Source organism: Paraplanobispora takensis (genome assembly GCF_016863195.1).
GTDB classification, from domain to species: domain Bacteria; phylum Actinomycetota; class Actinomycetes; order Streptosporangiales; family Streptosporangiaceae; genus Planobispora; species Planobispora takensis.
This window is the reverse complement of the sequence record NZ_BOOK01000014.1, coordinates 277,471-301,255: the sequence shown is the minus strand read 5'-3', so window position 1 is coordinate 301,255 and position 23,785 is coordinate 277,471. Positions and strand designations below refer to the sequence as shown.

Here is a 23,785-nt window from a genome sequence, read left to right as displayed (position 1 = left end):
CCGCGGCCCGGTCCCTGGTCGTGTCGCTCACACGTCCAGTGGAGGTCGCCACGGATCAGCTCCAGTCCTTGAAGATGCCGCGGTACTTCTCGTCGACCGTCTTGAGCATTTCCTCGGGGGTCGTCTTGCCGCCGACCAGGGCCTGGTAGCCCTCCAGCAGCGGCTGGAAGAGCTGGCCGCCCTCGGGGATCCACGGCCGGGCGGTCGCGGTGTCCATGATCGGCTTGAAGACGGCGACGTCGGCGTTGCCCTGGACGTCGGGGTTGTCGTAGGCGGAGGTGCGGGTCGGCAGGAGGCTGATCTCCTTGGCGATCTTGGCCTGCGCCTCGGGGGTGCTCATGAAGCGGATGAACTCATACGAGGCGTCGATGTTCTTGGAGCCGGCGTAGATGGCGTAGTTCCAGCCGCCGGTGGGAGCGCCGGCCTTGACCGAGCCCGACGGGACCGGGGCGATGCCCAGGTTCTCCTTGTCCTTGAACTCCTTGCCCTGGTAGATCTCCGACAGCGCCCACGGGCCGTTGTAGATCATCGCGGCCTTGCCGTCCTTGAGGGCGGTCATCGCGTTGGCGTAGCTGTCCTGGATGGCCGGCTTGGGCGCGGCGCCCGAGGTGATCAGGTCGGAGACGACGCCCATCGCCTTGACGTTCTCGGGGGAGTTGACGGTGATCTTCTTGTTCTGCACGTCGAGCATGTCGCCGCCCTCGCCGTACATGAACGGCAGCAGGAAGTAGGCGTCGACGTTGAGCGCCAGGCCGTTGACGCCGGTCTTCTCCTTGACGTCGAGCGCGGCCTTCTTCAGCTCCTCGACGTTCGCCGGGGGCTTGTCCCAGCCGGCCTCCTTGAGCAGCTTCTTGTTGTAGATCAGCGCCAGGGTGTCGGTGACCTGCGGCACGGCGTAGGTCTTGCCGTTGTACTTGGTGCTGCTCAGCGGCCCGGCCAGGAAGTCGGACTCGTTCTCGACTGCGCGGGTGCCGTCCAGCGGCTGCAGGTAGCCCAGCGAGGCGAACTGCGAGGTCCAGGCGACCTCGGAGCGGATCACGTCGGGCGCGCCGCTGCCGGCCTGGGCCGCGGTCTGGAACTTGTTCTGCGCCTGGTCCGAGGGGACGTTGACGTAGTTGACCTTGATCTTCGGGTACTTGGCCTGGAACTCCTTGATGAGCGCCTGGAACGTCGGGCCCTCACTGTCCGGCCGGACGGTGTCCCACCAGGTGATCTCGCCGCTGATCTGGGTCGGGTCTGCCGGAGCGGACTGGGCGGGGGCCGCCGTACCGCTCTCGCCGCCGCCACAGGCGGAAACCGCCAGGGCGAGGGCCGCGACGATCGTCGCGGCCGAGAAGGCTCGCCGCATGATTTCTCCTCATAGCTCAGGGAACCGGCCCAGGCCCGAGAACCGCCGGGCCGGTGTTGGAGTACGCCGGACGTTACGCCGCAGTGAACCCCATTGGAAGAACTTGCTGCAAGAGTCTGCAAACTTGTTACATACGCATCCAACCTCGTGAACTGCGACAACTCGGCCACCGTCGGTGATTCTGAGCATAATCGCAGGTCAGACCTGTTATGACCGGACCTGCACCATTGCCACCAGGGCTTTCGCGTCCACCCGGTGGCGGCGACCGCCGTCACGATTCAGAAAGTTGCGGTAAGGGATTGCATAGATCATGTCCAATGAGTAACTTCCGGGCAACACCCCCGAAACAACCCCCGTGGAGGCCCCGGTGGTCTGGCCCCTCCCCCCACGGCGAGCGAGAACGACCGTCCCGACAGGCGCCGCGTTAGCGGTCACGCTGGTCACCGCGTCGCTCGCCGCCCTCGCCCCTCCCGCCGCCGCGGCGGCCCCGTCCTCCGCCTCCCCCGCGACGCCCGTTCTCCCGGCCTCCGCCACGGGCCCGGGCCCTACGGCCCGGCCGCTGGTCTCCCCGCTGAGCCGTACCGCCGAGCCCTCCGACCGGGACCTGGCCCGTGACGCGCTGCGCACCGACCTGAGCCGCGAGCGCTTCTACTTCGCGATGACCGACCGCTTCGCCAACGGCGACCCCGGCAACGACCGGGGCGGGCTGTCCGGCGACCGGCTCGCCACCGGCTTCGACCCCGCCCACAAGGGCTTCTACCAGGGCGGTGACCTGGCGGGCCTGCTGGATCGGCTCGACTACGTCCAGAAGCTCGGCAGCACCGCGATCTGGATCACCCCGGCGTTCGAGAACCGGCCGGTGCAGGGCACCGGCGACAACGTCTCGGCCGGCTATCACGGTTACTGGATCACCGACTTCACCCGCATCGACCCGCACCTGGGCACCAACGCCCAGATGAAGAAGCTGGTCAAGGAGGCCCACAGGCGCGGGATGAAGGTCTTCTTCGACATCATCACCAACCACACGGCCGACGTGGTCGACTACGCGGAGAAGACCTACTCCTACCGCTCCAAGAGCGCCTACCCCTACGTCGACGCCTCCGGCACCCCCTTCGACGACCGCGACCACGCCGGCGGGAACACCTTCCCCGAGGTCACGACCGAGTCCTTCCCCTACACGCCGGTCGCCCCCAAGGACGTCAAGACGCCCAGGTGGCTCAACGACCCGACGATGTACCACAACCGGGGCGACTCCACCTTCAGCGGGGAGAACTCCGAGTACGGCGACTTCTTCGGCCTCGACGACCTGTGGACCGAGCGTCCCGAGGTCGTCAAGGGCATGATCGACATCTACCGGACCTGGGTGCGCGAGACCGGCATCGACGGCTTCCGGATCGACACCGCCAAGCACGTCAACATGGAGTTCTGGGAGCGCTTCTCCCCCGCGCTGCGCGGTTACGCGGCCCAGCAGGGCAACAGGCGCTTCTTCATGTTCGGCGAGGTCTACTCCGGTGACCCGGCCTTCACCAGCCGCTACTCCACGCGCGGTGCCATGAACGCCACCCTGGACTTCCCCTTCCAGGAGGCTGCAAGGTCTTTCAGCGGCGGTACGGCGGGCGGCTCCCGGCTGGCCCAGCTGTTCGCCGCCGACGACTACCACACCGACGCCGACGGCAACGCCTCCTCCCTGCCGACTTTCCTCGGCAACCACGACATGGGCCGCATCGGCCGCTTCATCAGCCAGGACAACCCCGGCGCGCCCGACGCCGAGCTGCTCCGGCGCGACCTGCTCGCCCACGAGCTGATGTATCTCACCCGCGGCCAGCCGGTCGTCTACTACGGGGACGAGCAGGGCTTCACGGGTAAGGGCGGCGACCAGGACGCCCGCCAGTCCATGTTCGCCTCGAAGACCGCGAGCTACCTGTCCGACGATCTGATCGGCACCGAGGCCACCCACGCGCGGGACAACTACACCCCCTCCCACCCGCTCTACCAGGGCATCTCCGCGCTGGCGAAGCTGCGCGACGCGCACCCGGCGCTGGCCGACGGCGCGCAGATCGAGCGGCTGGCCTCCGGGGGCGTCTACGCCTTCTCCAGGATCGACGCCCGCGCCCAGGTCGAGTACGTCGTCGCGGTCAACAACGCCGAGCAGGCCGCGACCGTGAGCGTGCCGACCTACTCCCCGTCCACGGGCTTCACCAGGGTGTACGGCGAGGCCGCCGCGTCGGCGACCACCGGCGCGGACGCCAGGCTGGCGGTGACCGTCCCGGCGCTGTCGGCCGTGGTCTACAAGGCCTCGGCCAAGCTCGCCAGGCCGGCGGCGGCCCCGGCCGTCTCCATCGCCCTGCCGGGCGCCGAGATCAGGGGCACCGCCGAGGACGGCCGGATCCCGGTCACCGCGACCGTGCCGGGCACCGGCTTCGACCAGGTGACCTTCGCCGCCAAGGTGGGCGACGGCGGCTGGAGGGTGCTGGGCACCGACGACGCGCCCAACACCTCCGGCCAGAGCCGTACCTTCCGGGTCTTCCACGACCTGAAGGGCATCGCGGCCGGTACCAAGGTCTCCTACAGGGCCGTGGTGAAGGACTCCGCGGGCCGCTTCGCCTCGGCGGGCGCGGAGGCGACCGTCGGGGCCGAGCCGGAGCCCGAGGAGCCGGGCGCGGTCAAGCGCGACTGGCTCGTCGTGCACTACCAGCGCGCCGACACCGCGTCTGATCCCTACAGCGGCTGGGGCCTGCACGTCTGGGGTGACGTCGAGAACCCCACCGACTGGGCCGAGCCCCTGCCGCTGACCGGTGAGGACGCCTACGGCCGCTTCACCTGGATCAAGCTGAAGCCGGGCGCGGCGAACGTCGGGATCATCGCCCACAAGGGCGACGAGAAGGACGGCGGCGACCGGATCGTCAACCCGGCCAAGAACGGCGAGGTCTGGCTGGCCGAGGGCAGGCCGGACACCTTCACCTCCCGCGCCGCCGCCCAGGGCTACGCGACCGTCCACTACAACCGGCCGGACAAGGCCTACGACGGCTGGGGCCTGCACCTGTGGGGCGACGGCCTGGCCGACGGGGTGCCCACCGAGTGGTCCGCGCCGCGGCAGCCGGACGGCACCGACGCCTACGGCGCGTTCTGGAAGATCCCGCTCAAGGACGCCTCCGTCCCGGTCAACTACATCATCCACAAGGGCGACACCAAGGATCCCGGCCCCGACCAGGCCTTCACCCCGGCGCTCCAGCCGGAGGCCTACGTCGGCTCCGGGGTGGCGACGATCCACCCGACCCGCGCCGCCGCCGAGAACGTCGCGATCCTGCATTACCACCGGCCCGACGGGAACTATGACGGCTGGGGTCTGCACCTGTGGGGCGACGTGGCCGACCCCACCGAGTGGGCGAGCCCGCTCCGGCCCGCGGGGACGGACGGCTTCGGGCTCTACTTCCGCGTCCCCCTGAAAGAGGGGGCGAAGAACGTGAGCTACATCATCCACAAGGGCGACGACAAGGACCTGCCCGGCGACCAGGCCCTGGACCTGACCGCCGACGGCCACGAGGTCTGGCGGGTCGCGGCCACCGAGGGCCACGTGCTCCCGCAGGCCGCGGCGCGCGGAGCCGACGCCGACCTGACCAAGTCCGCCGCGCACTGGATCGACCGTGGCACCGTCGCCTGGAAGGTCCGGCCCTCGGCCACGCTCCGCTACACGCTGGCCTTCTCCGCCAAGGGCGGCATCGCCTACGCCAAGGGCGACCTGACCGGCGACCACCGGGTCATCCGGCTGAACCCGGGCGCGCTCACCGACGCGCAGAAGGCCGAGTGGCCCCACCTGGCCGGGCACGCCGCGCTCACGGTGGACCCGCGTGACGCCGACCTGGTGCAGGAGGCGCTGCGCGGCCAGGTCGTGGCCGTCGAGCGGGACGCCTCCGGCGCGCTGCTGACCGCGACCGGGGTGCAGATCCCGGGCGTGCTCGACGACGTCTACGCCGGGGCGGCCGCGGCCGGGCTCGGCCCGGACGCCTCCGGCGCGCTGCCCCGCCTGTCGGTCTGGGCGCCGACCGCGGGCAAGGTGGAGCTGGCGCTCTACCGCGACGCCTCGGGCGAGAGCCGCAGCGTGCACGCGATGCGCCGCGACGACGCCACCGGCGTCTGGTCGGTGCGGGGGCTGCCGGCCTGGAAGGGCCGCTACTACACCTTCCTGGTCACGGTCTACTCCCCCGCCGCGGGCAAGGTCGTCACCAACGAGGTGACCGACCCCTACAGCGTCTCGCTGGCCGCCGACTCGGTCCGCAGCCAGCTCGTGGACCTGTCCGACCGGTCGCTGCGGCCCGAGGGCTGGGCCTCCCTGGCCAAGCCCGAGGCGGTTCCGCAGGAGAAGGCGTCGGTCTACGAGCTGCACGTGCGCGACTTCTCGGCCTCCGACGCGACGGTCCCGGCCGAGCGGCGCGGCACCTACGCCGCCTTCACCGGTGACTCCGCGGGGATGAAGGAGCTGCGCGCGCTGGCCGCCGACGGCCTGACCCACGTGCACCTGCTGCCGGTCTTCGACATCGCCACCATCCCCGAGCGCAGGTCCGACCGGACCGAGCCGGACTGCGACCTGGCCGCCCTGCCCGCCGACTCGGCCGGGCAGCAGGAGTGCGTGTCCAAGGTCGCGGCCGAGGACGGCTTCAACTGGGGCTACGACCCCCGGCACTACACCGTGCCGGAGGGCTCCTACGCCTCCGACCCGGACGGAACCGCCCGGATCAAGGAGTTCCGGCAGATGGTCTCGGGCCTGAACGGCGCGGGCCTGCGGGTGGTCATGGACGTGGTCTACAACCACACCCACGCCGCCGGCCAGGACCCGACCTCGGTGCTCGACCGGATCGTGCCCGGCTACTACCACCGGCTGCTGGACGACGGCGCGGTGGCCACCTCCACCTGCTGCGCCAACACCGCCCCCGAGCACGCGATGATGGGCAAGCTGGTCGTCGACTCCATCGTCACCTGGGCGAAGCAGTACAAGATCGACGGCTTCCGGTTCGACCTGATGGGCCACCACCCCAAGGCGAACATGGTCGCCGTGCGCAAGGCCCTGGACGAGCTGACCCTCGCCGGGGACGGCGTGGACGGCAAGTCGATCATCCTGTACGGCGAGGGCTGGAACTTCGGCGAGGTCGCCGACGACGCCCGCTTCGAGCAGGCCACCCAGCTCAACATGGCCGGGACCGGGATCGGCACCTTCAACGACCGGCTGCGCGACGCGGTGCGCGGCGGCGGCCCGTTCGACCCCGACCCCCGGGTGCAGGGCTTCGGCTCCGGCCTGGCCGGCGACCCGAACGGCTCGCCCGCCAACGGCACCGAGGAGCAGCAGCGGGCGCGGCTGCTGCGCTACCACGACCTGATCAAGGTCGGCCTGACCGGGAACCTGCGCGACTACCGCTTCACCGCCTCCTCCGGCAAGGAGGTCAAGGGCTCGGAGGTCGACTACAACGGCGCCCCGGCGGGTTACACCGCCGCGCCCGGCGAGGCCGTGACCTACGTGGACGCCCACGACAACGAGACGCTGTTCGACGCGCTGGCCTTCAAGCTGCCCCAGGCGACCTCCATGGCCGACCGGGTGCGGATGCAGTCGCTGTCACTGGCCGCCTCCGCGCTGTCGCAGGGCACCGCGTTCGTCCACGCCGGCAGCGAGCGGCTGCGCTCCAAGTCGCTGGACCGCAACTCCTTCGACTCCGGTGACTGGTTCAACCGGCTGCTGTGGGACTGCGCCCAGGGCAACGGTTTCGGCGCGGGCCTGCCGCCCAAGGCCGACAACGAGGACAAGTGGCCCTACGCCAAGCCGCTGCTCGCCGACCCGGCGCTCAAGCCGGACTGCGCCGCGATCGGCTCGGCCCGAACCGGGTACGGCGAGCTGCTGAAGATCCGGTCCTCCTCCCCCGTCTTCGCGCTCGGCTCCCTGGCCGAGGCGCAGAAGCGGCTGTCGTTCCCGGTGAGCGGGAGCGCGGAGACCCCGGGCGTGGTGACCATGCACCTGGACGCCTCCGGGATCGACCCGAAGTGGAAGTCCGTCACGGTCGTCTTCAACGCCACCCCGCAGGAGCAGGCGCAGGCCGTACCCGCGCTCAAGGACGGCCGGGTGGCGCTCCATCCGGTCCAGGCGGACGGCGGCGACCCCGTCGTGAAGCAGGCGCGCTTCGAGGCGGCCACCGGCACGCTGACGGTCCCGGCCCGTACGGTCGCCGTCTTCGTGCAGTCCTAGACGGTCACAAGGCAGTCCTGTCACAAGGCAGGCACAGGAAGTCCGAGCAGGCTCGGGGCCGTCTCGGGGAACGGCCCCGGCAGGATCCGGGCCCGACCGGTCCGGAGAACGCCGCCGGGCCGGGTGTTGCAGCACCCGGCCCGGCACGGGAACCCATCCATCGCTCCTGGAGGCCCCACCGTGGAATCCTACAAATCCCCCGTCCCACGTCCCCCGGCCCCGCGTACCCCGGCCCCGCGTACCCCGGCCCCTCTTCCCCCATCCCCTCGCCCCCCGGCCCCTCGTCCCCCGTCCCGCGGCAGATCGCGTGTCCGCACGCCGCTGGCCGCCGCGGCGCTGAGCGTGCTGACGGCCGGCGCCGCCGTGCTCGTACCCGTCGCGCTCGGCGCCACCTCCTCCTCCGCCGCCGCCGTCCAGGCCGTGCCGCCCGCCGGCACCGGCCCCATCGTCAAACTCTGGAGCTGGAACTGGAACTCGGTCGCGCGCGAGTGCACCGACGTGCTCGGCCCCGCCGGGTACGGCGCCGTCCAGGTCTCCCCGCCGCACGACTCGATGAGCAAGGGCGGCTCGGTCTGGTGGGACATCTACCAGCCCGCCCGCTACACGCTCACCAGCAAGTTCGGCGACGAGAACGCCTTCAAGAACATGATCAAGGCCTGTCACGACGCGGGCCTGAAGGTCCACGCCGACGCGGTCGTCAACCACATGACCGGCCAGGGCAGCACCAGCTACGGCGGCTACTCCTTCGGCAAGTACGACTATCCCGGCGTCTACTCCGCCGCCGACTTCCACCTCTCGCCCACCTGCACGATCAACGATCCCGACTACAAGAACGACGGCTGGCGGGTGCAGAACTGCGAGCTGTCCGGCCTGGCCGACCTCAACACCGGCTCCGAGTACGTCCGCAACCAGATCGCCGGCTACCTCAACAAGCTGACCTCCCTCGGCGTGGACGGCTTCCGCGTCGACGCGGCCAAGCACATCCCGCCGGGTGACCTGGCGGCCATCAAGGCGAAGCTGACCGGCTCGCCGTACATCCACCAGGAGGTCATCCACGGCGACGGCGAGGCGGTCCAGCCGAGCCAGTACACCGGCGTCGGCGACGTGCACGAGTTCGTCTTCGGCCGCAAGATGAAGGAGCAGTTCACCGGGCAGATCCACTGGCTGGAGACGTTCGGGCAGAGCTGGGGCCTGTCGGTGCCCAGTGACAAGGCCCTGACCTTCGTCGACAACCACGACACCGAGCGCAACGGCTCCACGCTCAACTACAAGTACGGCGACGCCTACCGGCTGGCCAACGTCTTCATGCTCGCCTGGCCGTACGGCACGCCGCGCGTCTACTCCGGCTTCACCTGGAGCGACAAGGAGGCCGGGCCGCCCTCGGCCGGCGGCGGGTTCGTCACCGACACCGACTGCGGCAACGGGCGCTGGACCTGCTTCCACCGGCAGATGGCCGGGATGGCCGGCTTCCACAAGGCCGTGGCGGGCACCGCGGTCGGCAACTGGTACGACAACAACGACAACGTGATCGCCTTCAGCCGCGGGAACAAGGGCTGGGTCGCGATCAACAACGGCGGCGGCCCGCTGACCCGCACCTTCACCACCGGCCTGCCCGCCGGGACCTACGCCAACGCCGCCGGGAGCGGCTCGGTGACGGTGAACGGCGACGGCACCGCGAACGTGACCGTCCCCGCCAAGAGCGCGGTCGCCCTCCACGTCGGCGGCGGCGCCACCTCCACCCCGACGCCCACCCCGACGCCGACGGCGAGCACCGGGAAGATCGCCGCCTCCTTCAACGCGAACGTGACCACCTACTGGGGCCAGAACGTCTTCGTCGTCGGCGACGTGGCCGAGCTGGGCTCCTGGAACCCGGCGAACGCGGTCGCGCTCTCCGCCGCGAGCTATCCGGTCTGGAAGGCCACGGTGAACCTGCCCGCCGGAAAGACGATCTCCTACAAGTACATCAAGAAGAATCCCGACGGCTCGGTGACCTGGGAGAGCGACCCCAACCGCTCCTTCACCACCCCGGCGACCGGCACCGCCACCCGTAACGACACCTGGCGCTGACCCGGCCCGCGACCACACGACGGGGACGTCTCGGGGCGTCCCCGTCGCCCTTTCCCGCCTCCCGGCGGACTCGGGCGAGATATCTTGCCCAATATGCCGGAAGATCGGTTACGCGCACTGGCGCGGCGCTACCAGTTGCAGGCGCCCCTCGGCGAGGGCGGGATGGGCCTGGTCTGGCGGGCCTGGGACGAACTGCTGCACCAGCCCGTGGCCGTCAAGGAGGTGGCGCTGCCCGCCCACCTGCCCGCCGGGGAACGCGAGCGGCGGCTGCAGCGGACCCTGCGCGAGGCGCGCACGGCGGCCCGGCTCAGAAGCCATCCCGGCATCGTCACCGTCTACGACGTGGTCGAGGAGGACGGCCTGCCGTGGATCGTCATGGAACTGGTCGACGGCCCGTCCCTGGCCGAGGTGATCAGAACCGAGGGACGGCTGCCCGAGGCCCGCGCCGCCGAGCTCGGCCATCAGGTGATCTCCGCGCTGGCCGCGGCCGAGGCGGCCGGGATCGTGCACCGCGACGTCAAACCGGCCAACATCCTGCTGAAGAACGGCCGGGCGATGCTCACCGACTTCGGGATCGCGGCGGCCTCCCACGACACCTCCGAGCTGACCGCGCCCGGCCAGATGATGGGCACGCCCGCCTACCTGGCCCCCGAGCAGATCGAGGGCCGGGGCGCCTCGGCGGCCTCCGACCTGTGGGCCGTGGGCGTGACGCTGTACCAGGCGGTGGAGGGCCGCAGGCCGTTCGAGAGGGACAGCGCGACGGCCCTGATCGCGGCGATCATCAGCAGACCCCCGGATCCGACCCGGTACGCGGACCGGATCCGCCCGGTGCTCGACGGCCTGCTCGTGAAGGACCCGGCCGGGCGGCTGACCGCCGACCGGGCGATGGCGCTGCTCGCGCCGGTGGCCGCCGGAGCCGGCGCCCTCTCCGGGCGGAGCCCGCGCCGTTCCGGCACCGCGGACGGCGGCCACGACGGGACAACGCCCGGCACCGGGGACGGCGATCGCGGCAATGCGGTTCCCGGCCCCGGGGGCGATGACCACGGCGGGGCGGTTCCCGGCCCCGGGAACGGCGATCGCGGCGGTACTGCTGGCACCGGAAGCGGCGGCCACGGCGGGGCGGTTCCCGGCGCCGCTCCGGGCGTGACGCCCCCGCCGACCGAGGCGGGTACGCCCGCCGGGCCGCGGCGCGGCCGGATGGCCGTGGCGGCGGGGTCGATGCTGGCCGCGATCGCCGTGACCGCCGCGGTGATCTGGGGAGTCCGCCACGCGGGCTCCTCGCCCGAGGTCACCCCGTCATCCGGGTCCTCCGCTCAGCGGAGCCCCACGGGCTCCGGCGCCCCCGCGAGCGAGCCCGGCCCGTCCTCCGGCCGGAGCACGGAGTCCTCCTCCGAGGCTCCGGCCGCGTTGCCGCGCGGCTTCACCCTCCACACCGACCGGCGCGGATTCTCCATCGCGGTGCCCGAGGGCTGGACCAAGGAGGAGTCCGGGAGCCAGGTGAGCTGGGAGCGCCCCGGCGGCTCGTTCCTGTCGACCTCCTGGTACCTGGGCTCCTTCGCCGACCCGGCGAGGAAGGAGACCAGGGACCCGGCCGCCATGCTCGACGCGCTCCGCACCAGCCTGCAGGACGACCAGAAGCTGATCGATCCCGCCTCCTACCGGGAGCTCAGCCGCAAGGAGGTCCCCTACCCCGGCGGCCGGGCCGCCGAGCTGGAGTTCCGTTTCTCCGCTCCGGGCGGCGCGGGCGGCGCCTTCCGCTTCCACGCCCGGTGCCTCGTCCGGGACTCCGGCGGCGTCGGGCTGTTCTGGTTCTTCACCCCCGAGGCCCAGTGGGCCGAGGCGGGCACGCACGTCGACACCTTCGCCAGGACCTTCCGGCTCGACTGACCCCGGCGGGGCGCCGTCCCCGCCCCGCGCCCCTTCACGGCAGGCGGTTCACCAGCCCGACAGGTAGACGGTCCGTCCGGTCTCGCGGGCCCGGCGGGCGGCGGACAGGCGGGGCGCGGTGTGGAACGCCAGCCGGGCGGACGCCTCCTCCCAGGACAGGAACGCCGCCTCGTCGAGCTCGTCCTCCTGCAGCCGGATGCCGCCCGGGTCGGCGACCGTACCGCCGTCGAACAGGAAGTTGACCATCACCCGGGGCCGGTCGTCCACCGGCGGGGACCAGTGGACGACGAGCAGTTCCCCGGCCCGCGCCTCCAGGCCCAGCTCCTCGCCGATCTCCCGCGCCGCGCACTCCTCGGGCAGTTCCCCGGGCTCGATGACGCCTCCGGGGATCATCCAGTACGGCCGGTAGTTGGGCTTGACCACCAGCACGCGGCCGTCGGCGTCGGTGAGCAGCAGGCAGGCCGAGACGAAGGCCGTCGGCAGCGTGGCGTACCACTGCTCCGGCTCCAGAAGGGGCTCACTCATCCGGATCAAGATACCCCGCCGGGCCCGTGGCGAGATGGCGGGTGACAACGGCCCCGGCGTGCGCCCTTCACCGGCACTCGTAGATGAGTTATATTGTTACCATGGTAACAGCGGAACGGGTTCAGACGGGCTTCCGGATCGAGAAGAGCATGCTGAAGGTCCTCAAGGGCCTGGCCGAGTATCTCGACATGCCCCTCGGAGATCTCGTGGAGGGCATCGTCCTGCACGCCTTCGAGGGCAAGGCGCCGTTCTCACCGGAGACGATCGCCAAGATCGACCAGCTCAAGGAGGTCTATTCCCTGACCCTGACCTCCGCCGACGCGCACAAGCTGAAGGAGGAGCCGTGAGACTCACCGGGACCATCACCGTCCCCCTCCCCCCGGAGGAGGCCTTCCGCCTGTTCACCGCCCGCGGGGAGGAGGACTGGGTGGACGGCTGGCACCCCCGTTTCCCCGTCCCCGTCGAGGACGACACCGAGCCCGGAACCGTGTTCGAGACCCGGGCCGACGGGGAGACGACCGTCTGGGTGGTGCTCGGGCGCCTGCGGGGCCGGAGCATCTCCTACGCCCGGGTCACTCCGGGCTCCCGCGCCGGGACCGTCGCCGTGGTCCTGGAACCGGCCGGAGAGCCCGGACGGCACAGCCGGGTCACCGTCACCTACGACCTCACTCCCCTCAGCGACACGGCCGCCCGGGAGCTGGGCGAATTCGCCGACGGCTACCCCGCCTTCCTCGCCTCCTGGCAGAGCGCCATCGAGACGTGGTTGTCCGGCCCGGCCCACGCCGGCGGCGGGCCCGGTGAGACGAACTCGCCGCCAGGCTCGTGACCGCCCCTCGTCAGGACCGCATGCCGCCCGGGTCGGCGACCGTACCGCCGTCGAACAGGAGGTTGACCATCACCCGGGGCCGCTCGTCCACCGGCGGGTGGGCGCGGGTCAGCCGTCGGGGTTCTGCTTGCGGGCGCCCAGGGTGGGTGTGTTGCGGACCGCGGAGCTGGGAGCGGCACGTGTGAAGGCGGGTTTCGCGGCGTTGAGGGCGGCGTCGGGTTTGGGAGGGAAGTCCTCTTCGTCGATGGGATCCTTCTCCAGGTTGGGAGTCTTGGAGCCTTGGCCGGGACCGTGCGAGATGATTCTCGTGCCGCCCGAGGGGGCTACGAGCCGGCCGTCTTTCAGCGAGGTGGTGTAGTCGCACTCCCAGACGACGTGATAGAGGTACACGATCTCGTGGTCGTCGGCGGCTTCGGCGATCAGCCAGCTGCAGAAGGACTTGGTGCCCTCGACGGCGATGCCCTTCCAGCCCTTGATCCAGTCGGCGGCCTTGCCGTTGTAGACGTCGTGGAACGAGACGTTCGGCTGGTCGTCCATCTCGACGATGACCGGGGAGGACGGGGCGATCTCTTTCGAAGAGTCGGATGTGGCGTACCAGATGCAGTGTCCGCCGTCGTCGGCGAGATCACCGTCGCGCCTGCTCCGGTCGATCGTGCAGACCAGCTTGCCGCGGTAGTTGTCGGCCGGTCTCTCGTAGGTGACGGCCTGCCGGCAGGGATAGATGGTCTGGATCCAGCCGACGCGCCATTTACGGGATCCGGCGGGACCCGAGAGCGAGACCGTTCCGGTGAGCGTGACGCCCTTGGACGCCACCTGGAGGGGGGCGTTGTCCGGGTCGTCGTCGCCGTACGCGTTGGTCGCCTCCAGTTGAGGGTCCGCGGTGGACGTCAGATCGAGGACGATGAAGCTGAACCTGCCGTCGGCGCTGTTGAACGCCTGGGTGGGGAAGGGGGTGGCCACGGTGGCTCCCTCCGTAGGGGACCTCCTGAGGATCCCCCGCCCCCGGCCTCCCGGCAACGGCCTGCCGGGAGGCCGGGAATCTGCCACCGGTCAGCGGTGGGCGCGGAACCAGGAGGCGGCGAAGTCGACCAGGGAGCGCTGGCTCATCAGCAGGGCGGGTGCCGCGCCGATCGCGCCGTGCCGTACTCCACCGGTCCCGGCGAACGCCGCGCCCGCCGCCGGGAAGTCGGCGTCGTCGATGGCGGGCTCGGTGAAGGGGACCCACCGGCGCTCCCCGCCTACCAGCAGGGGCGCGCCGTTGGGGACCCGGTCGCGGGGCAGGCCGGAGCGCGCCTCGGCCAGATGCAGCGAGGTGTTCTTGTCGTGGCCGACGCCGAGCAGCAGCACCCGGGCGCCGAGGTCGTAGGTCACCGACAGCGGCGACCCCTCGCCCACGGGGTCGTCGAGGTCATGCCGGGCCGTGACGGCCCGCGCGTGCCGTCCCCACGCGGCGAACGAGCGGTGCGGGTGGCCGCTGCGCCGGGCACCGGGCAGGGTGCGCAGCGCCTCGGCGACCGCGCCCATCGAGCGCGACGGCGTCCAGGCGGGATCGTACGGGGGCAGTTCCCGGCGGATCGTCTCCCACCAGGCCTCGGGCACGGCCGGGTCGGCGAGGTAGGCGGGGTCGCACAGCTGCCAGGACTGGACGGGCGCGACCAGGGTGCCGTCCTCCCCGACGGCCTCGCGCAGGGCCAGCACGACCGCCTCGGCGCCGCCGACGACGTGGCCGAACCGGGAGAGCGAGCAGTGCACGAGGAGGACGTCGCCCCGGGCCACCCCGAGCGAGCGCAGCCCGGTCACGAGGTGGCCGATCGTCAGCGGGTCCATGCGCCCTCCCGGGCTCCCGGGCGGGGAAGCGGGTCCATGGCCCCATCCCAGGGGCCCGGGACGGAAGGGTCAGGCATCGGTCACCCCAGCCGCCAGACGTGGAAGGCGGGGCCGTCGGCGGGCAGGGTGAGGACGCCCGCGGGATCGGGGGCCAGGTCGGCTCCGCCGTACAGGGCGGTGGCGGCGGCGCCCAGCGGGAGCCGTACCGGCGCGTGGCCGGCGCGGGCGGCCAGGACCAGCAGGCGCTCGCCCGCGCGCTCGCGGACGTAGACCACGGCGTCGTCGGAGACGTGCAGCCAGCGCAGGCCGCCCACGGTCAGGGCGGGCTCGCCGCGGCGCAGGGCGATCAGGTCGCGGTAGACGCCCAGCGTGCGGGTGTCCCAGGTCTCGGGACGGTCCCACGGCATCGTACGGCGGGCGTCCTCGGCCCAGGCGCCCTCCAGGCCGATCTCGTCGCCGGCGAACATCATCGGCGTGCCGGGCAGCGTGAACATCAGCCCGGCGGCGACCTCGACCAGGGCGGGGTCGCCGCCGCAGACCGTGCGGATGCGGGCGGCGTCGTGGGAGCCGAGGATCGACCAGGAGGAGGTCAGCGCGCGCCACGACACCAGGCTGGAGAAGGCCCGCATGGTCGCCACCGCGTCGCCGCCGCCGATCCGGGGGATCTCGGCCGGGACGCCGTGGAAGGGCAGCCGGACCCCGGGCCCGCGCAGCCAGCTCCACACCGGCCGGGTGAACCCGGCGTAGTTCATCGTGCCCTGCCAGCCGTCGGCGTCCAGGTCGCCGGAGGCGTCGTGGGCGTGCTCGGCGACCAGCAGCCCGTCCGGGGTCTCCGCGGCGATCGCCCGCCGGATCCGGCGGGCCACCTCGTGGGTGAGGTCGGCCTCACGCAGGCGGCCGGTCATGTTGGCCACGTCGATGCGCCAGCCGTCCAGGCCGAAGCGGAGCCAGTGGCGGACCACCTCCTCCATCGCGGCGGCCAGCCGCTCGCTCGACCAGTCGAGCTTGGGCAGGGACGGCACGCCCATCCACGCCTCGTAGCCGAGGTCGTCGTCGGTGAAGAAGAACATCTCCCGCTCGGGGGCGTCCTTGTCCCGCAGCGCGGCCCGGAACCAGGGGTGGATGTCGCCGCAGTGGTTGGTGGTCAGGTCGCCCAGGACGCGCATGCCCCGCCGGTGGGCCTCCTCGATCAGCGCGCGGTAGGCGGCGTCCCCGCCGAGCAGCGGGTCGACCTCGGCGAAGGAGGTGGCGTTGTAGCGGTGGTTGGAGGCGGCGGGGAAGACCGGGGTCAGATAGAGGATGTCCGCGCCCAGGTCCGTGATGTGGTCGAGGCGGGAGCGGACGCCGTCCAGGTCGCCGCCGAAGAACTGCCGGGGGGTGGCCGGGCCGGTGCCTGCGACCGGGTCGCCCCAGTCGCACGGGATCGCCCACTGCGGCGCCTCGCGCCGGGCGCCGGAGGAGGCGAACCGGTCGGGGAAGATCTCGTAGATCACCCCGGCGCCGGCCCAGGCGGGCGGGGCGGCGTGGGTGACCAGCCGGAAGTCCGTGGCGTCGGGCACGTCGTGGTCGGTCAGGCCCCTGGCGGTGAGCCAGCGGTAGCCGTACGGGTTCCCGTTCGCCGGGTCGGCGGGGCCGGTGAGCAGGAAGCGGTAGCCGGTCACCGGGTTGCGGGCCACCACGTCGGCCCGCCACCACAGCTCGTGATCGGTCTCCCGGTCGATCACCGCCTCGGTGAAGTGCGGTTCGCCGTCGGGCGTCGTGCGCACGTACACGCCCGAACGCTGATCGCGCGGGGTGCGGACGAACACCGTCACCGTCTCGCCGGGGTCGGGGGCCAGAGTGCTGACGTGATCGGCCGAACCGTCGTGGTGGAATCCTCGATCGATCATGATCATCCTTTCACGGCGCCCGCGGTGAGCCCGTGGACGATGTATCTCTGCAGGAACTGGAAGACGGCGACGGTGGGGATCGCGGTGAGCAGGGTGCCGGCGGCGAAGATGCCGAAGTTGGCGTTGCGCTGGTCGGCCAGGAGGCTGAACAGGCCGACCGCGAGGGTGCGGGAGTCGTCGCCGGTGAGGAAGACGCTGGCCACGAGGAACTCGTTGATCGTCGCGATGAAGACCAGCAGCGCGCTGATCGCCAGGACCGGCGCGGACAGCGGCAGGATCACCCGGCGGAACGCCTGGCCGGGGGTGCAGCCGTCGATGAGCATGGCGTCGTCGAGCTCCTTGGGGATCGTGTCGAAGAACCCCTTGATCAGCCAGGTGTTCACGCCGACCTGGCCGCCGACGTAGAGCAGGGTCACGCCCCAGACGCTGTTGAGCCCGAAGGCCGGCCAGTTGTCGCTGATCACGCTGAAGATGACGTACAGCGGGACGATCGCCAGGAACTGCGGGAACGCCTGGATGATCAGCAGCGTCACCAGGCCGGTACGGCGCCCGGCGAACCGGAAGCGGCTGAAGGCGTAGGCGGAGAGCGCCGAGACCGCCACCGACAGGACGGCGGTGAGCCCGGCGATCAGGATGGAGTTGGCGTACCAGGTCAGGAACGGCGTGGTCGTGAACAGCGCCCGGAGGTTGCCCAGGCCCGCGCCCTCCGGCAGGAGGGTCGCCGAGCTGAGGGTGCCGAGCGGGTTGAGCGCGGCGGAGACCACGAACAGGATCGGGAAGAGGGCGAAGGCGGTGACGGCGATCGCCGCCGCGTGCCGCAGGGCGGTCCCGCGGTTCAACGGTCCACCTCCTTGAAGACCCGGGTGCGCCGGAAGCTGATGATCGAGATGACGGCGACGATCAGGTAGACGTAGACGGACATCGCCGAGGCCAGGCCGTACTGGGCGCCCTGCTGCCCGAAGGCCAGCCGGAAGGTGTAGGTGATGAGCAGGTCGGTGGCGCCCACGGCCGGGTTGTCCGCCGGGAACGGGCCTCCCGCGGTGATCAGGAAGACGCCGTTGAAGTTGTTGAAGTTGAACGCGAACGAGGAGACCAGCAGCGGGGCCAGCGCCAGCATCAGCAGCGGGAAGGTGACCTTCCTGAACCGGTGCCAGGCGGTCGCCCCGTCCACCTGGGCCGCCTCCAGATACTCCGACGGGATCGTCTGCAGCGCCCCCGTGGCGATCAGGAACATGTACGGGAAGCCCAGCCAGAGCTGGACCAGCAGGACCGACAGGCGGGCGGTCAGCGGCTCCCCGAGCCAGTCGACCTCCAGCCCGGACATCCTGTTGACCAGGCCGAAGTCGGTGTTGAACATGTCCCGCCAGACCAGCAGCATGGCGAAGGCGGGCATCGCGTACGGCAGGACGATCAGCGTCCGGTAGGCCCGTACGGCGCGCATCCGGGGATGGTGCAGGACCAGCGCGACCGCGATGCCGAGGGCGGCGGTGAGCGCCACGACGGACAGGGCGTAGACCACGTTCCAGCCCAGGACGCCGAGGAAGTGCGCGTTGACCTGCGGATCGGTGAGCGCGGCGGTGAGGTTGGCCGGGCCGACGTCCACCTTCCAGCCCTGGGGCAGCGCGGTGCCGTCCACGGCCACGAACCGGCCCTGCTCCTCGTCGGCCTGCCAGACCTTCTGCGGGACCGCCTCACCGTCACCGTCACCGTCACCGGAGCCGGAGCCGGAGGCCGCGGCGGGGTCGGGGCCGGTGACGCAGTCGCACGCCGCGTCGTAGGACAGCTGCGCCGTGCCCCGGTAGGCGCGGGACAGGCCCTGGCTGCGGATCGCGCCGCCCTCGACCGGCACCGACAGCCCGGTGACCTCGGCGCCCCGGGCGGAGGCCTGGGCGACGGTGAGCACCGTGTACCCCTCGGCGGCGGTGATCCGCCCGCCGGGGCCGAACGTCGCGCCCTCCAGCGGGCGCAGTCCCGCGGCGGTGCCGACGTAGGCGCGGGCGCCCTCCGCCAGCAGGAAGACCGGCTCGCCGTCCCGCTCGGCCACGGTGAGGCGGTACTCCGCGGAGCCGGGCTCCCGCCGGACCGAGGAGGTCTCGATCGCGGTGATCGCCTCCTGCTTGGTGCCGAGGTGCCCGTCGCCGATGTTGGTCAGCGCCAGCGACATCGTGTGGACCACCGGGAAGACCTGGAGCGCCAGGATCAGGAGGGTGACGGGGAACAGGTACTTGGCGGGCAGCCGCCGCGGGGTCAGGTAGACGTACAGGCCGGCGACGGTGACCGCCGCGACGATCGCCGTCCCGGTCCAGTTCTGCGCCGACACGAGCGGGGCGGCCGCCCAGAGGGCGACGGCGACGATCAGCCCGAGCGTCAGGAAACGCGCCGCGATCGCGCCCGCGTTCCCCGGCCACCCGCGGACCGGTGCGCCCCGCCGCGGCTCCCGGCCTGGTAGGGCACGGGCGCGGCGGACCCGCGCGACCGGTTCGTCCGGGGGCGTGCCGGTGTCCTGCGGACCGGGAAGGACGGCCTTCCCGGTCCGGGCCTGCCGGGTGCTCACTGCTTGAGCTGCCCGGAGATGGCCTCGGCGGCGGCCTCGACCGCCTCGGGCACCGACTCGCCCTTCACCGCGGCGTGGATGAGCGTGTTGAACGGCACCCAGATCGCCACCATCTGCGGGATCGTGGGCAGCGGAGTGCCGTTCTCGGCGGCGGCCTGGAACTTGGCCTGGTCGGGGTCCTTGCCCGCGGCGTACTCCAGCGCCTGCTTCAGCGCGGGCATGCGCGGGTCGGCGTCGAACAGCGCCTGCGCCACCTCGGGCGAGGCCAGGCTGCCGGTGACGAACTCCTGGGCGAGCGCCTTGTTCCTGCCCTTGCTCGCCACGAAGAAGGACTGCACGCTGACGAACGGCCGGGCGGGCCCGCCGTCCTCGAAGCCGGGCACCGGCGTGATGTCGTACTTCACGCCCGCCGTGCGGACGTCGGCCAGCCGCCAGGGCCCGGAGACCATGAACGCGGTCTTGCCCTCGTAGAAGGCCGACGCGGCGTTGTCGGAGGTGAAGGAGCGCTTGAGCGCGCCCTCGCCCTTCTCCCCCAGCCCGGCGATGCGCTCGAACGCCGCGACCGACTCCTTGGTGCCCACGCCCAGGTCGGCCGGGTCCGGGTCGCCGTCCGGGGTGGTGCCGAACAGGTATCCCCCGGCCGAGGTGTAGAGGGGATAGAGGTGGTAGGTGTCGCCGGACTGGCCGTTCTGCTGGCTGACCGGATAGCCGACGATCTCCTCGACCTTCCCTGCGGCCTTGAGCTTCCTACCGGTGGCGACCACCTCGTCGAAGCTCTTCGGCGCGTCCGGGGCGAGCTCGGTGTTGCGGTACAGGGCGAGGCTCTCCACCGCGTACGGCACGCCGTACACCTGGCCGTCGTAGGTGACGGCCTTGCGGGCCACGTCCACGTACCCCGACGACTGCTCCTCGGTCATCTGGATGGGGTCGATGAGCCCGTTCTGGACGAGGTTGCCGATCCAGTCGTGCGCGCCGACGAGCACGTCCGGGCCCTTGCCCGCCTGGGAGGCGGTGGTGAAGGTCTGCTGCTGGTTCTGGGCCACGACGACCACCTCTGCCTTGATCCCGTTCTCCTTGGCGAACGCCTCGGCGAAGGGCTTGAGGGTGGCGGAACGCTTCTGGTCGGCCCAGATGAGCAGGGTGGTGTCACCGGCGGCGGCCGGAGCCGAGGAGGACTGCTGCGCGGCGCCGCCTCCCCCGCCGCAGGCGGTGAGGGTGAGGCCGAGCACGAGGGCTCCGGCGAGGGCATGGGTGGATCTGCGCACGGTCGGACTCCAGATGGGAGGGGGTTTTCAGGGGGTGCACCGCGATGTGCGCCGAAGTTAACAGCGGGTTCATCCCACCTGGAATGCCTTGCAGGAATTTGCTGCAAAGTTTCAGGATCTCTTGCAGAGTTTCAGCGGAGTGATCCACAATCGGCCACCATGGCGGCACGACTCGACGAAATCGCCCGGCAGGCCGGGGTGAGCAAGGCGACGGTCTCGCGGGTGCTCAACGAGCGTCCGGGGGTGAGCCCGCGGGCGCGCAACGCGGTGCTCACCGCGATGGGCGTGCTCGGCTACGAGCGCCCCAGCGGGCTGCGGCCTCGCAGTTCGGGACTCGTCGGGCTGATCACCGCCGAGCTGCAGAACCCGGTCTTCCCCTTCTTCGCCCAGGTGATCGAGACCGCCCTGGCCCGCCACGGGTACACCGCCGTGCTGTGCACGCAGACCCCGGAGGGCGCGGGCGAGGACGAGTACGTCGGGATGCTGCTCGACCGCGACGTCTCCGGCATCGTGTTCGTCTCCGGCCTGCACGCCGACACCACGATCGAGTCCTCCCGTTACCGGGACCTGCGGCGCCAGCGGCTGCCCATCGTGTTCGTCAACGGCGACATCCCGGGCCTGGGCGTCACGTGCGTCTCCTGTGACGACGTCGCGGCGGGCCACACGGCGGCGCTGCACCTGATCGGACTGGGCCACCGGCGGATCGGCTTCGTCGGCGGGCCGCTGCGCTACTCGACCTCCCGGCGCCGGCTGGCCGGGTTCCGCGCCGCGATGGGCGAGCTGGGCGATCCGGCCGGGGAGGAGCTGGTGGAACTGGCCCCCTTCGACGTCGAGGGCGGCCAGATGGCCGCGTCCCTGCTGGTGGATCGGGGCGCGACCGCGCTGGTGTGCGGCAGCGACCTGATGGCGCTGGGCGCCGTGCGCGCCGTACGGCGGCGCGGCCTGCGCGTGCCGGAGGACGTCTCGGTCGTGGGGGCCGACGACTCGCCCCTGATGCCGTTCACCGATCCGCCGCTCACCACGGTCCGCCAGCCGGTCCAGGCGATGGGCGTGGCCGCGGTGCGCGCCCTGCTCGACGAGATCAAGGGCCGCCCGGCCAAGGCCGCCGAGTACCTCTTCGCGCCCGAGCTCGTGGTGCGCGGCTCGACCCTGTCCCGATGGGCCTCCTCCGGGACGGGGCTTCCGGTGGCCGGTGCGGCGGGACAGGATTGATCGCGTGAACCGGATGAAGCGCCCGGCGCCGCTCCTGATCGCGGGGCTGGTGATCGCCGTCGCGGCGCTGGCCCTGTGGGTGCCGCTGTCCTCCACGTCTCCGGGGGCGGGGACCCCGGCCTCCCCAGGAACCGGCGTCTCGGCCCGGCCGGGCGCCGGCCCCTCCGCCGAGGCTTCGCGGCAGGGGGCGCGGGCGGTGCCGGGCTTCCGCGTGGACCGCCGCACCGGCCGGGACCACGTGCTCACGATCACCTCGGCCGCGCTGGGCCGCGAGGCCAGGGCCAGGGTGCTGCTGCCCGAGGGGTGGACGCCGGGCTCCGGCCCGTGGCCGGTGCTGTACCTGCTGAACGGGTGCTGCCAGCCCGCCTACGACTCCTGGGCGTCGGAGGGCGGGGCGGCGGAGCTCACGGCCCGGTACCCGGTGATCGTCGTCATGCCGGAGAGCGGGATGGTGGGCTTCTACTCCGACTGGCGCGACGGCCCGGGATGGGAGACCTTCCACCTGACCGAGGTCCGCGGGGTCCTGGAGCGGCACTACGGCGCCGGGGACCGGCGGGCGGTGGCCGGGCTGTCGATGGGGGGCTTCGGCGCGATCTCCTACGCGGCCCGCCACCCGGGCGTGTTCCGGGCGGCGGCCTCCTTCTCCGGGGTGCTGGACACCACGCACAGCGCCCCCTGGCTGCTGGGACGCTACGGTCAGGACCCCGACGACCTGTGGGGCGCCGTGGGCGGTCCCGAGTGGTCCGCCCACAACCCGGTCGACCTGACGTCCCGGCTGAGAGGGGTACGGCTGTTCGTCTCCTGCGGGGACGGCTCCCCCGGCCCGCTGGACGTCTCCGGAACCGGCAGGGACGACGGGGAGGCCACCCTGCTCGGTCAGTCCAGGGAGTTCGTCGAACGCGCCGAGCGGGACGGGGTCGAGGTCACCGCCGACTTCTACGGCCCCGGCACCCACGTCTGGCCGTACTGGAGGCGCGGCCTGGAACGGGCCCTGCCCATGCTCATGACCGCGGTCGGCGTCGCCGCCTGACCCCCGGGCGTCCCATCCGGGCCTGCGGCGCGTCCCGTCCGGGCCTGCGGGGGTCAGCCGACGAGCAGGACCGCCTTCCCCCGGCCGTGCCCGGTGGCGACCTCCCGGTGGGCGTCGGCCGCCCGCTCCAGCGGGAACGTCCCGCGCACGTGGAGGCGCAGGCGCCCCTCCTCGTAGAGCCGTGCCGCCTCGGCCAGCCGGTCCGCGGAACGCTTGTCGGGCGTGGTCCGCACGCCCAGCTCCGCGGCCCCGGCGTGTTCGACGAGCGTGATGATCCGCGCGGGGTCCTCGACCAGTTCGAGCGAGGCGGTCAGGGCATCGCCGCCGGCCCCGTCGAGGACGGCGTCCACCCCGCCGGGCGCGACCGCCCGCACCCGCTCCACCAGGCCCTCGCCGTACGTCACCGGGATCACGCCGAGCGAGCGGAGATAGTCGTGGTTGGCCTCGCTCGCCGTGCCGACGACCGTGGCGCCCCATTCGCGGGCCAGCTGCACCGCGACGGTGCCGACCCCTCCGGCGGCGGCGTGGACCAGCACCGTGTCACCGTGGCCGACGCCCAGCTCCCGCAGGGCGATGTGCGGTGTCATGACGGCCGCGGGGAAACCGCCGGCCACCTCCCACGGCATGCCCGCCGGCTTGGGGGTGATCTGATCGGCGGGGACCACCACGTACTCGGCGTAGGCGGTTAGCCGGGTGAATCCCATGACCTCCGCGCCCACCTCGGCTCCGGTGATCCCGGCGACCCCGGGGCCGACCTGGTCCACCACGCCCGCGAACTCGTTGCCCGGGATCCGCGGGAAGACCGCTTCCACCCCCGGGGGGATCCAACCGGCCCGGATCGCCAGATCGTACGGCTGCACGCCGGCGGCCTGCACCCTGACCCGCACCTGGCCGGGCCCGGCCTGCGGGTCCTCGACCTCCATCAGCTCCAGCACTTCAGGCCCGCCGGGCACGACGAACACGGCCGCTTTCATGATCAGTCCCTTCCCCGGGCACCGGACGGCGCCCGGCCGATCATCACGATGCAACCTCAAGTCTCGTTGAGGTCAACTGCTGCAGGACTCGTAAACCGGACGCCAGGGATGGGTGTCGTGTCCGTTAAAGATCTATAGATCGTGATTGTCGA

At 71.9% G+C, this 23,785-nt stretch carries 16 protein-coding genes; 7 read left to right on the top strand and 9 right to left on the bottom strand.

Going from position 1 to position 23,785, the window contains the following annotated elements; translation table 11 throughout:
- Nucleotides 1-55: 55 nt before the first annotated feature.
- Nucleotides 56-1,348 carry an extracellular solute-binding protein gene (locus tag Pta02_RS11625; RefSeq protein ID WP_203874743.1) on the bottom strand — a complete coding sequence of 431 codons (1,293 nt, stop codon included), beginning with the start codon at nucleotides 1,346-1,348 and terminating at the stop codon, nucleotides 56-58.
- 367 nt (nucleotides 1,349-1,715) lie between these two features.
- Between Pta02_RS11625 and pulA the strand changes: the two genes are divergently transcribed.
- The 3 genes from pulA to Pta02_RS11610 all read left to right on the top strand — a co-directional run bounded on the left by pulA (nucleotide 1,716) and on the right by Pta02_RS11610 (nucleotide 11,531).
- Nucleotides 1,716-7,577, top strand: coding sequence for a pullulanase-type alpha-1,6-glucosidase (pulA, locus tag Pta02_RS11620; protein WP_203874742.1), 5,862 nt, complete (start codon nucleotides 1,716-1,718; stop codon nucleotides 7,575-7,577).
- 342 nt (nucleotides 7,578-7,919) lie between these two features.
- Nucleotides 7,920-9,644: a carbohydrate-binding module family 20 domain-containing protein gene (locus Pta02_RS11615; protein ID WP_239130231.1), complete on the top strand. Its 1,725-nt coding sequence runs from the start codon at nucleotides 7,920-7,922 to the stop codon at nucleotides 9,642-9,644.
- A gap of 93 nt (nucleotides 9,645-9,737) precedes the next feature.
- A complete protein-coding gene (locus tag Pta02_RS11610) occupies nucleotides 9,738-11,531 on the top strand; it encodes a serine/threonine-protein kinase (protein WP_203874741.1) in 1,794 nt (597 codons plus the stop codon).
- 48 nt (nucleotides 11,532-11,579) lie between these two features.
- On the opposite strand, the gene Pta02_RS11605 is transcribed toward Pta02_RS11610, so the two are convergent.
- Nucleotides 11,580-12,056 (bottom strand): NUDIX domain-containing protein, encoded by a 477-nt coding sequence (locus Pta02_RS11605; RefSeq protein ID WP_203874740.1) that lies wholly within the window; start codon nucleotides 12,054-12,056, stop codon nucleotides 11,580-11,582.
- A 101-nt stretch (nucleotides 12,057-12,157) separates the two neighbouring features.
- Here Pta02_RS11605 and Pta02_RS11600 point away from each other — a divergent pair, with 101 nt between their 5' ends.
- Nucleotides 12,158-12,403 (top strand): hypothetical protein, encoded by a 246-nt coding sequence (locus Pta02_RS11600; RefSeq protein ID WP_203874739.1) that lies wholly within the window; start codon nucleotides 12,158-12,160, stop codon nucleotides 12,401-12,403.
- The gene (locus Pta02_RS11595; RefSeq protein WP_203874738.1) at nucleotides 12,400-12,882 is read left to right on the top strand and encodes an SRPBCC family protein; all 483 of its coding nucleotides are present in this window, start codon (nucleotides 12,400-12,402) and stop codon (nucleotides 12,880-12,882) included. Before Pta02_RS11600 ends, Pta02_RS11595 begins: the two co-directional genes overlap by 4 nt.
- A gap of 108 nt (nucleotides 12,883-12,990) precedes the next feature.
- On the opposite strand, the gene Pta02_RS11590 is transcribed toward Pta02_RS11595, so the two are convergent.
- The 6 genes from Pta02_RS11590 to Pta02_RS11565 all read right to left on the bottom strand — a co-directional run bounded on the left by Pta02_RS11590 (nucleotide 12,991) and on the right by Pta02_RS11565 (nucleotide 20,417).
- A complete protein-coding gene (locus Pta02_RS11590; protein ID WP_203874737.1) occupies nucleotides 12,991-13,842 on the bottom strand; it encodes a hypothetical protein in 852 nt (283 codons plus the stop codon).
- Nucleotides 13,843-13,932: 90 nt separating this feature from the next.
- Complete coding sequence (locus tag Pta02_RS11585) at nucleotides 13,933-14,709, bottom strand: AAC(3) family N-acetyltransferase (RefSeq protein WP_203874736.1); 777 nt, start codon at nucleotides 14,707-14,709, stop codon at nucleotides 13,933-13,935.
- 80 nt (nucleotides 14,710-14,789) lie between these two features.
- Nucleotides 14,790-16,598, bottom strand: coding sequence for an alpha-amylase family glycosyl hydrolase (locus Pta02_RS11580; protein ID WP_203874735.1), 1,809 nt, complete (start codon nucleotides 16,596-16,598; stop codon nucleotides 14,790-14,792).
- 2 nt (nucleotides 16,599-16,600) lie between these two features.
- The gene (locus Pta02_RS11575) at nucleotides 16,601-17,437 is read right to left on the bottom strand and encodes a sugar ABC transporter permease (RefSeq protein WP_203874734.1); all 837 of its coding nucleotides are present in this window, start codon (nucleotides 17,435-17,437) and stop codon (nucleotides 16,601-16,603) included.
- A complete protein-coding gene (locus Pta02_RS11570) occupies nucleotides 17,434-19,152 on the bottom strand; it encodes an ABC transporter permease subunit (RefSeq protein WP_239130212.1) in 1,719 nt (572 codons plus the stop codon). Before Pta02_RS11570 ends, Pta02_RS11575 begins: the two co-directional genes overlap by 4 nt.
- A complete protein-coding gene (locus tag Pta02_RS11565) occupies nucleotides 19,149-20,417 on the bottom strand; it encodes a sugar ABC transporter substrate-binding protein (RefSeq protein ID WP_203874733.1) in 1,269 nt (422 codons plus the stop codon). Before Pta02_RS11565 ends, Pta02_RS11570 begins: the two co-directional genes overlap by 4 nt.
- A 159-nt stretch (nucleotides 20,418-20,576) precedes the next feature.
- Here Pta02_RS11565 and Pta02_RS11560 point away from each other — a divergent pair, with 159 nt between their 5' ends.
- Nucleotides 20,577-21,629 carry a LacI family DNA-binding transcriptional regulator gene (locus tag Pta02_RS11560; protein WP_203874732.1) on the top strand — a complete coding sequence of 351 codons (1,053 nt, stop codon included), beginning with the start codon at nucleotides 20,577-20,579 and terminating at the stop codon, nucleotides 21,627-21,629.
- A gap of 13 nt (nucleotides 21,630-21,642) precedes the next feature.
- Nucleotides 21,643-22,659, top strand: coding sequence for an alpha/beta hydrolase (locus Pta02_RS11555; RefSeq protein ID WP_239130281.1), 1,017 nt, complete (start codon nucleotides 21,643-21,645; stop codon nucleotides 22,657-22,659).
- A gap of 53 nt (nucleotides 22,660-22,712) precedes the next feature.
- On the opposite strand, the gene Pta02_RS11550 is transcribed toward Pta02_RS11555, so the two are convergent.
- Complete coding sequence (locus tag Pta02_RS11550; protein ID WP_203874730.1) at nucleotides 22,713-23,633, bottom strand: NADP-dependent oxidoreductase; 921 nt, start codon at nucleotides 23,631-23,633, stop codon at nucleotides 22,713-22,715.
- Between the last annotated feature and the right edge of the window lie 152 nt (nucleotides 23,634-23,785).

Excerpts from the sequence above, each read along its gene's own strand:
- Pta02_RS11625 (WP_203874743.1), bottom strand. The coding sequence starts at position 1,348 with ATGCGGCGAGCCTTCTCGGCCGCGACGATCGTCGCGGCCCTCGCCCTG.
- Pta02_RS11610 (WP_203874741.1), top strand. The coding sequence starts at position 9,738 with ATGCCGGAAGATCGGTTACGCGCACTGGCGCGGCGCTACCAGTTGCAG.
- Pta02_RS11605 (WP_203874740.1), bottom strand. The coding sequence starts at position 12,056 with ATGAGTGAGCCCCTTCTGGAGCCGGAGCAGTGGTACGCCACGCTGCCG.
- Pta02_RS11600 (WP_203874739.1), top strand. The coding sequence starts at position 12,158 with ATGGTAACAGCGGAACGGGTTCAGACGGGCTTCCGGATCGAGAAGAGC.
- Pta02_RS11585 (WP_203874736.1), bottom strand. The coding sequence starts at position 14,709 with ATGGACCCGCTGACGATCGGCCACCTCGTGACCGGGCTGCGCTCGCTC.
- Pta02_RS11580 (WP_203874735.1), bottom strand. The coding sequence starts at position 16,598 with ATGATCGATCGAGGATTCCACCACGACGGTTCGGCCGATCACGTCAGC.
- Pta02_RS11560 (WP_203874732.1), top strand. The coding sequence starts at position 20,577 with ATGGCGGCACGACTCGACGAAATCGCCCGGCAGGCCGGGGTGAGCAAG.
- Pta02_RS11555 (WP_239130281.1), top strand. The coding sequence starts at position 21,643 with ATGAAGCGCCCGGCGCCGCTCCTGATCGCGGGGCTGGTGATCGCCGTC.
- Pta02_RS11550 (WP_203874730.1), bottom strand. The coding sequence starts at position 23,633 with ATGAAAGCGGCCGTGTTCGTCGTGCCCGGCGGGCCTGAAGTGCTGGAG.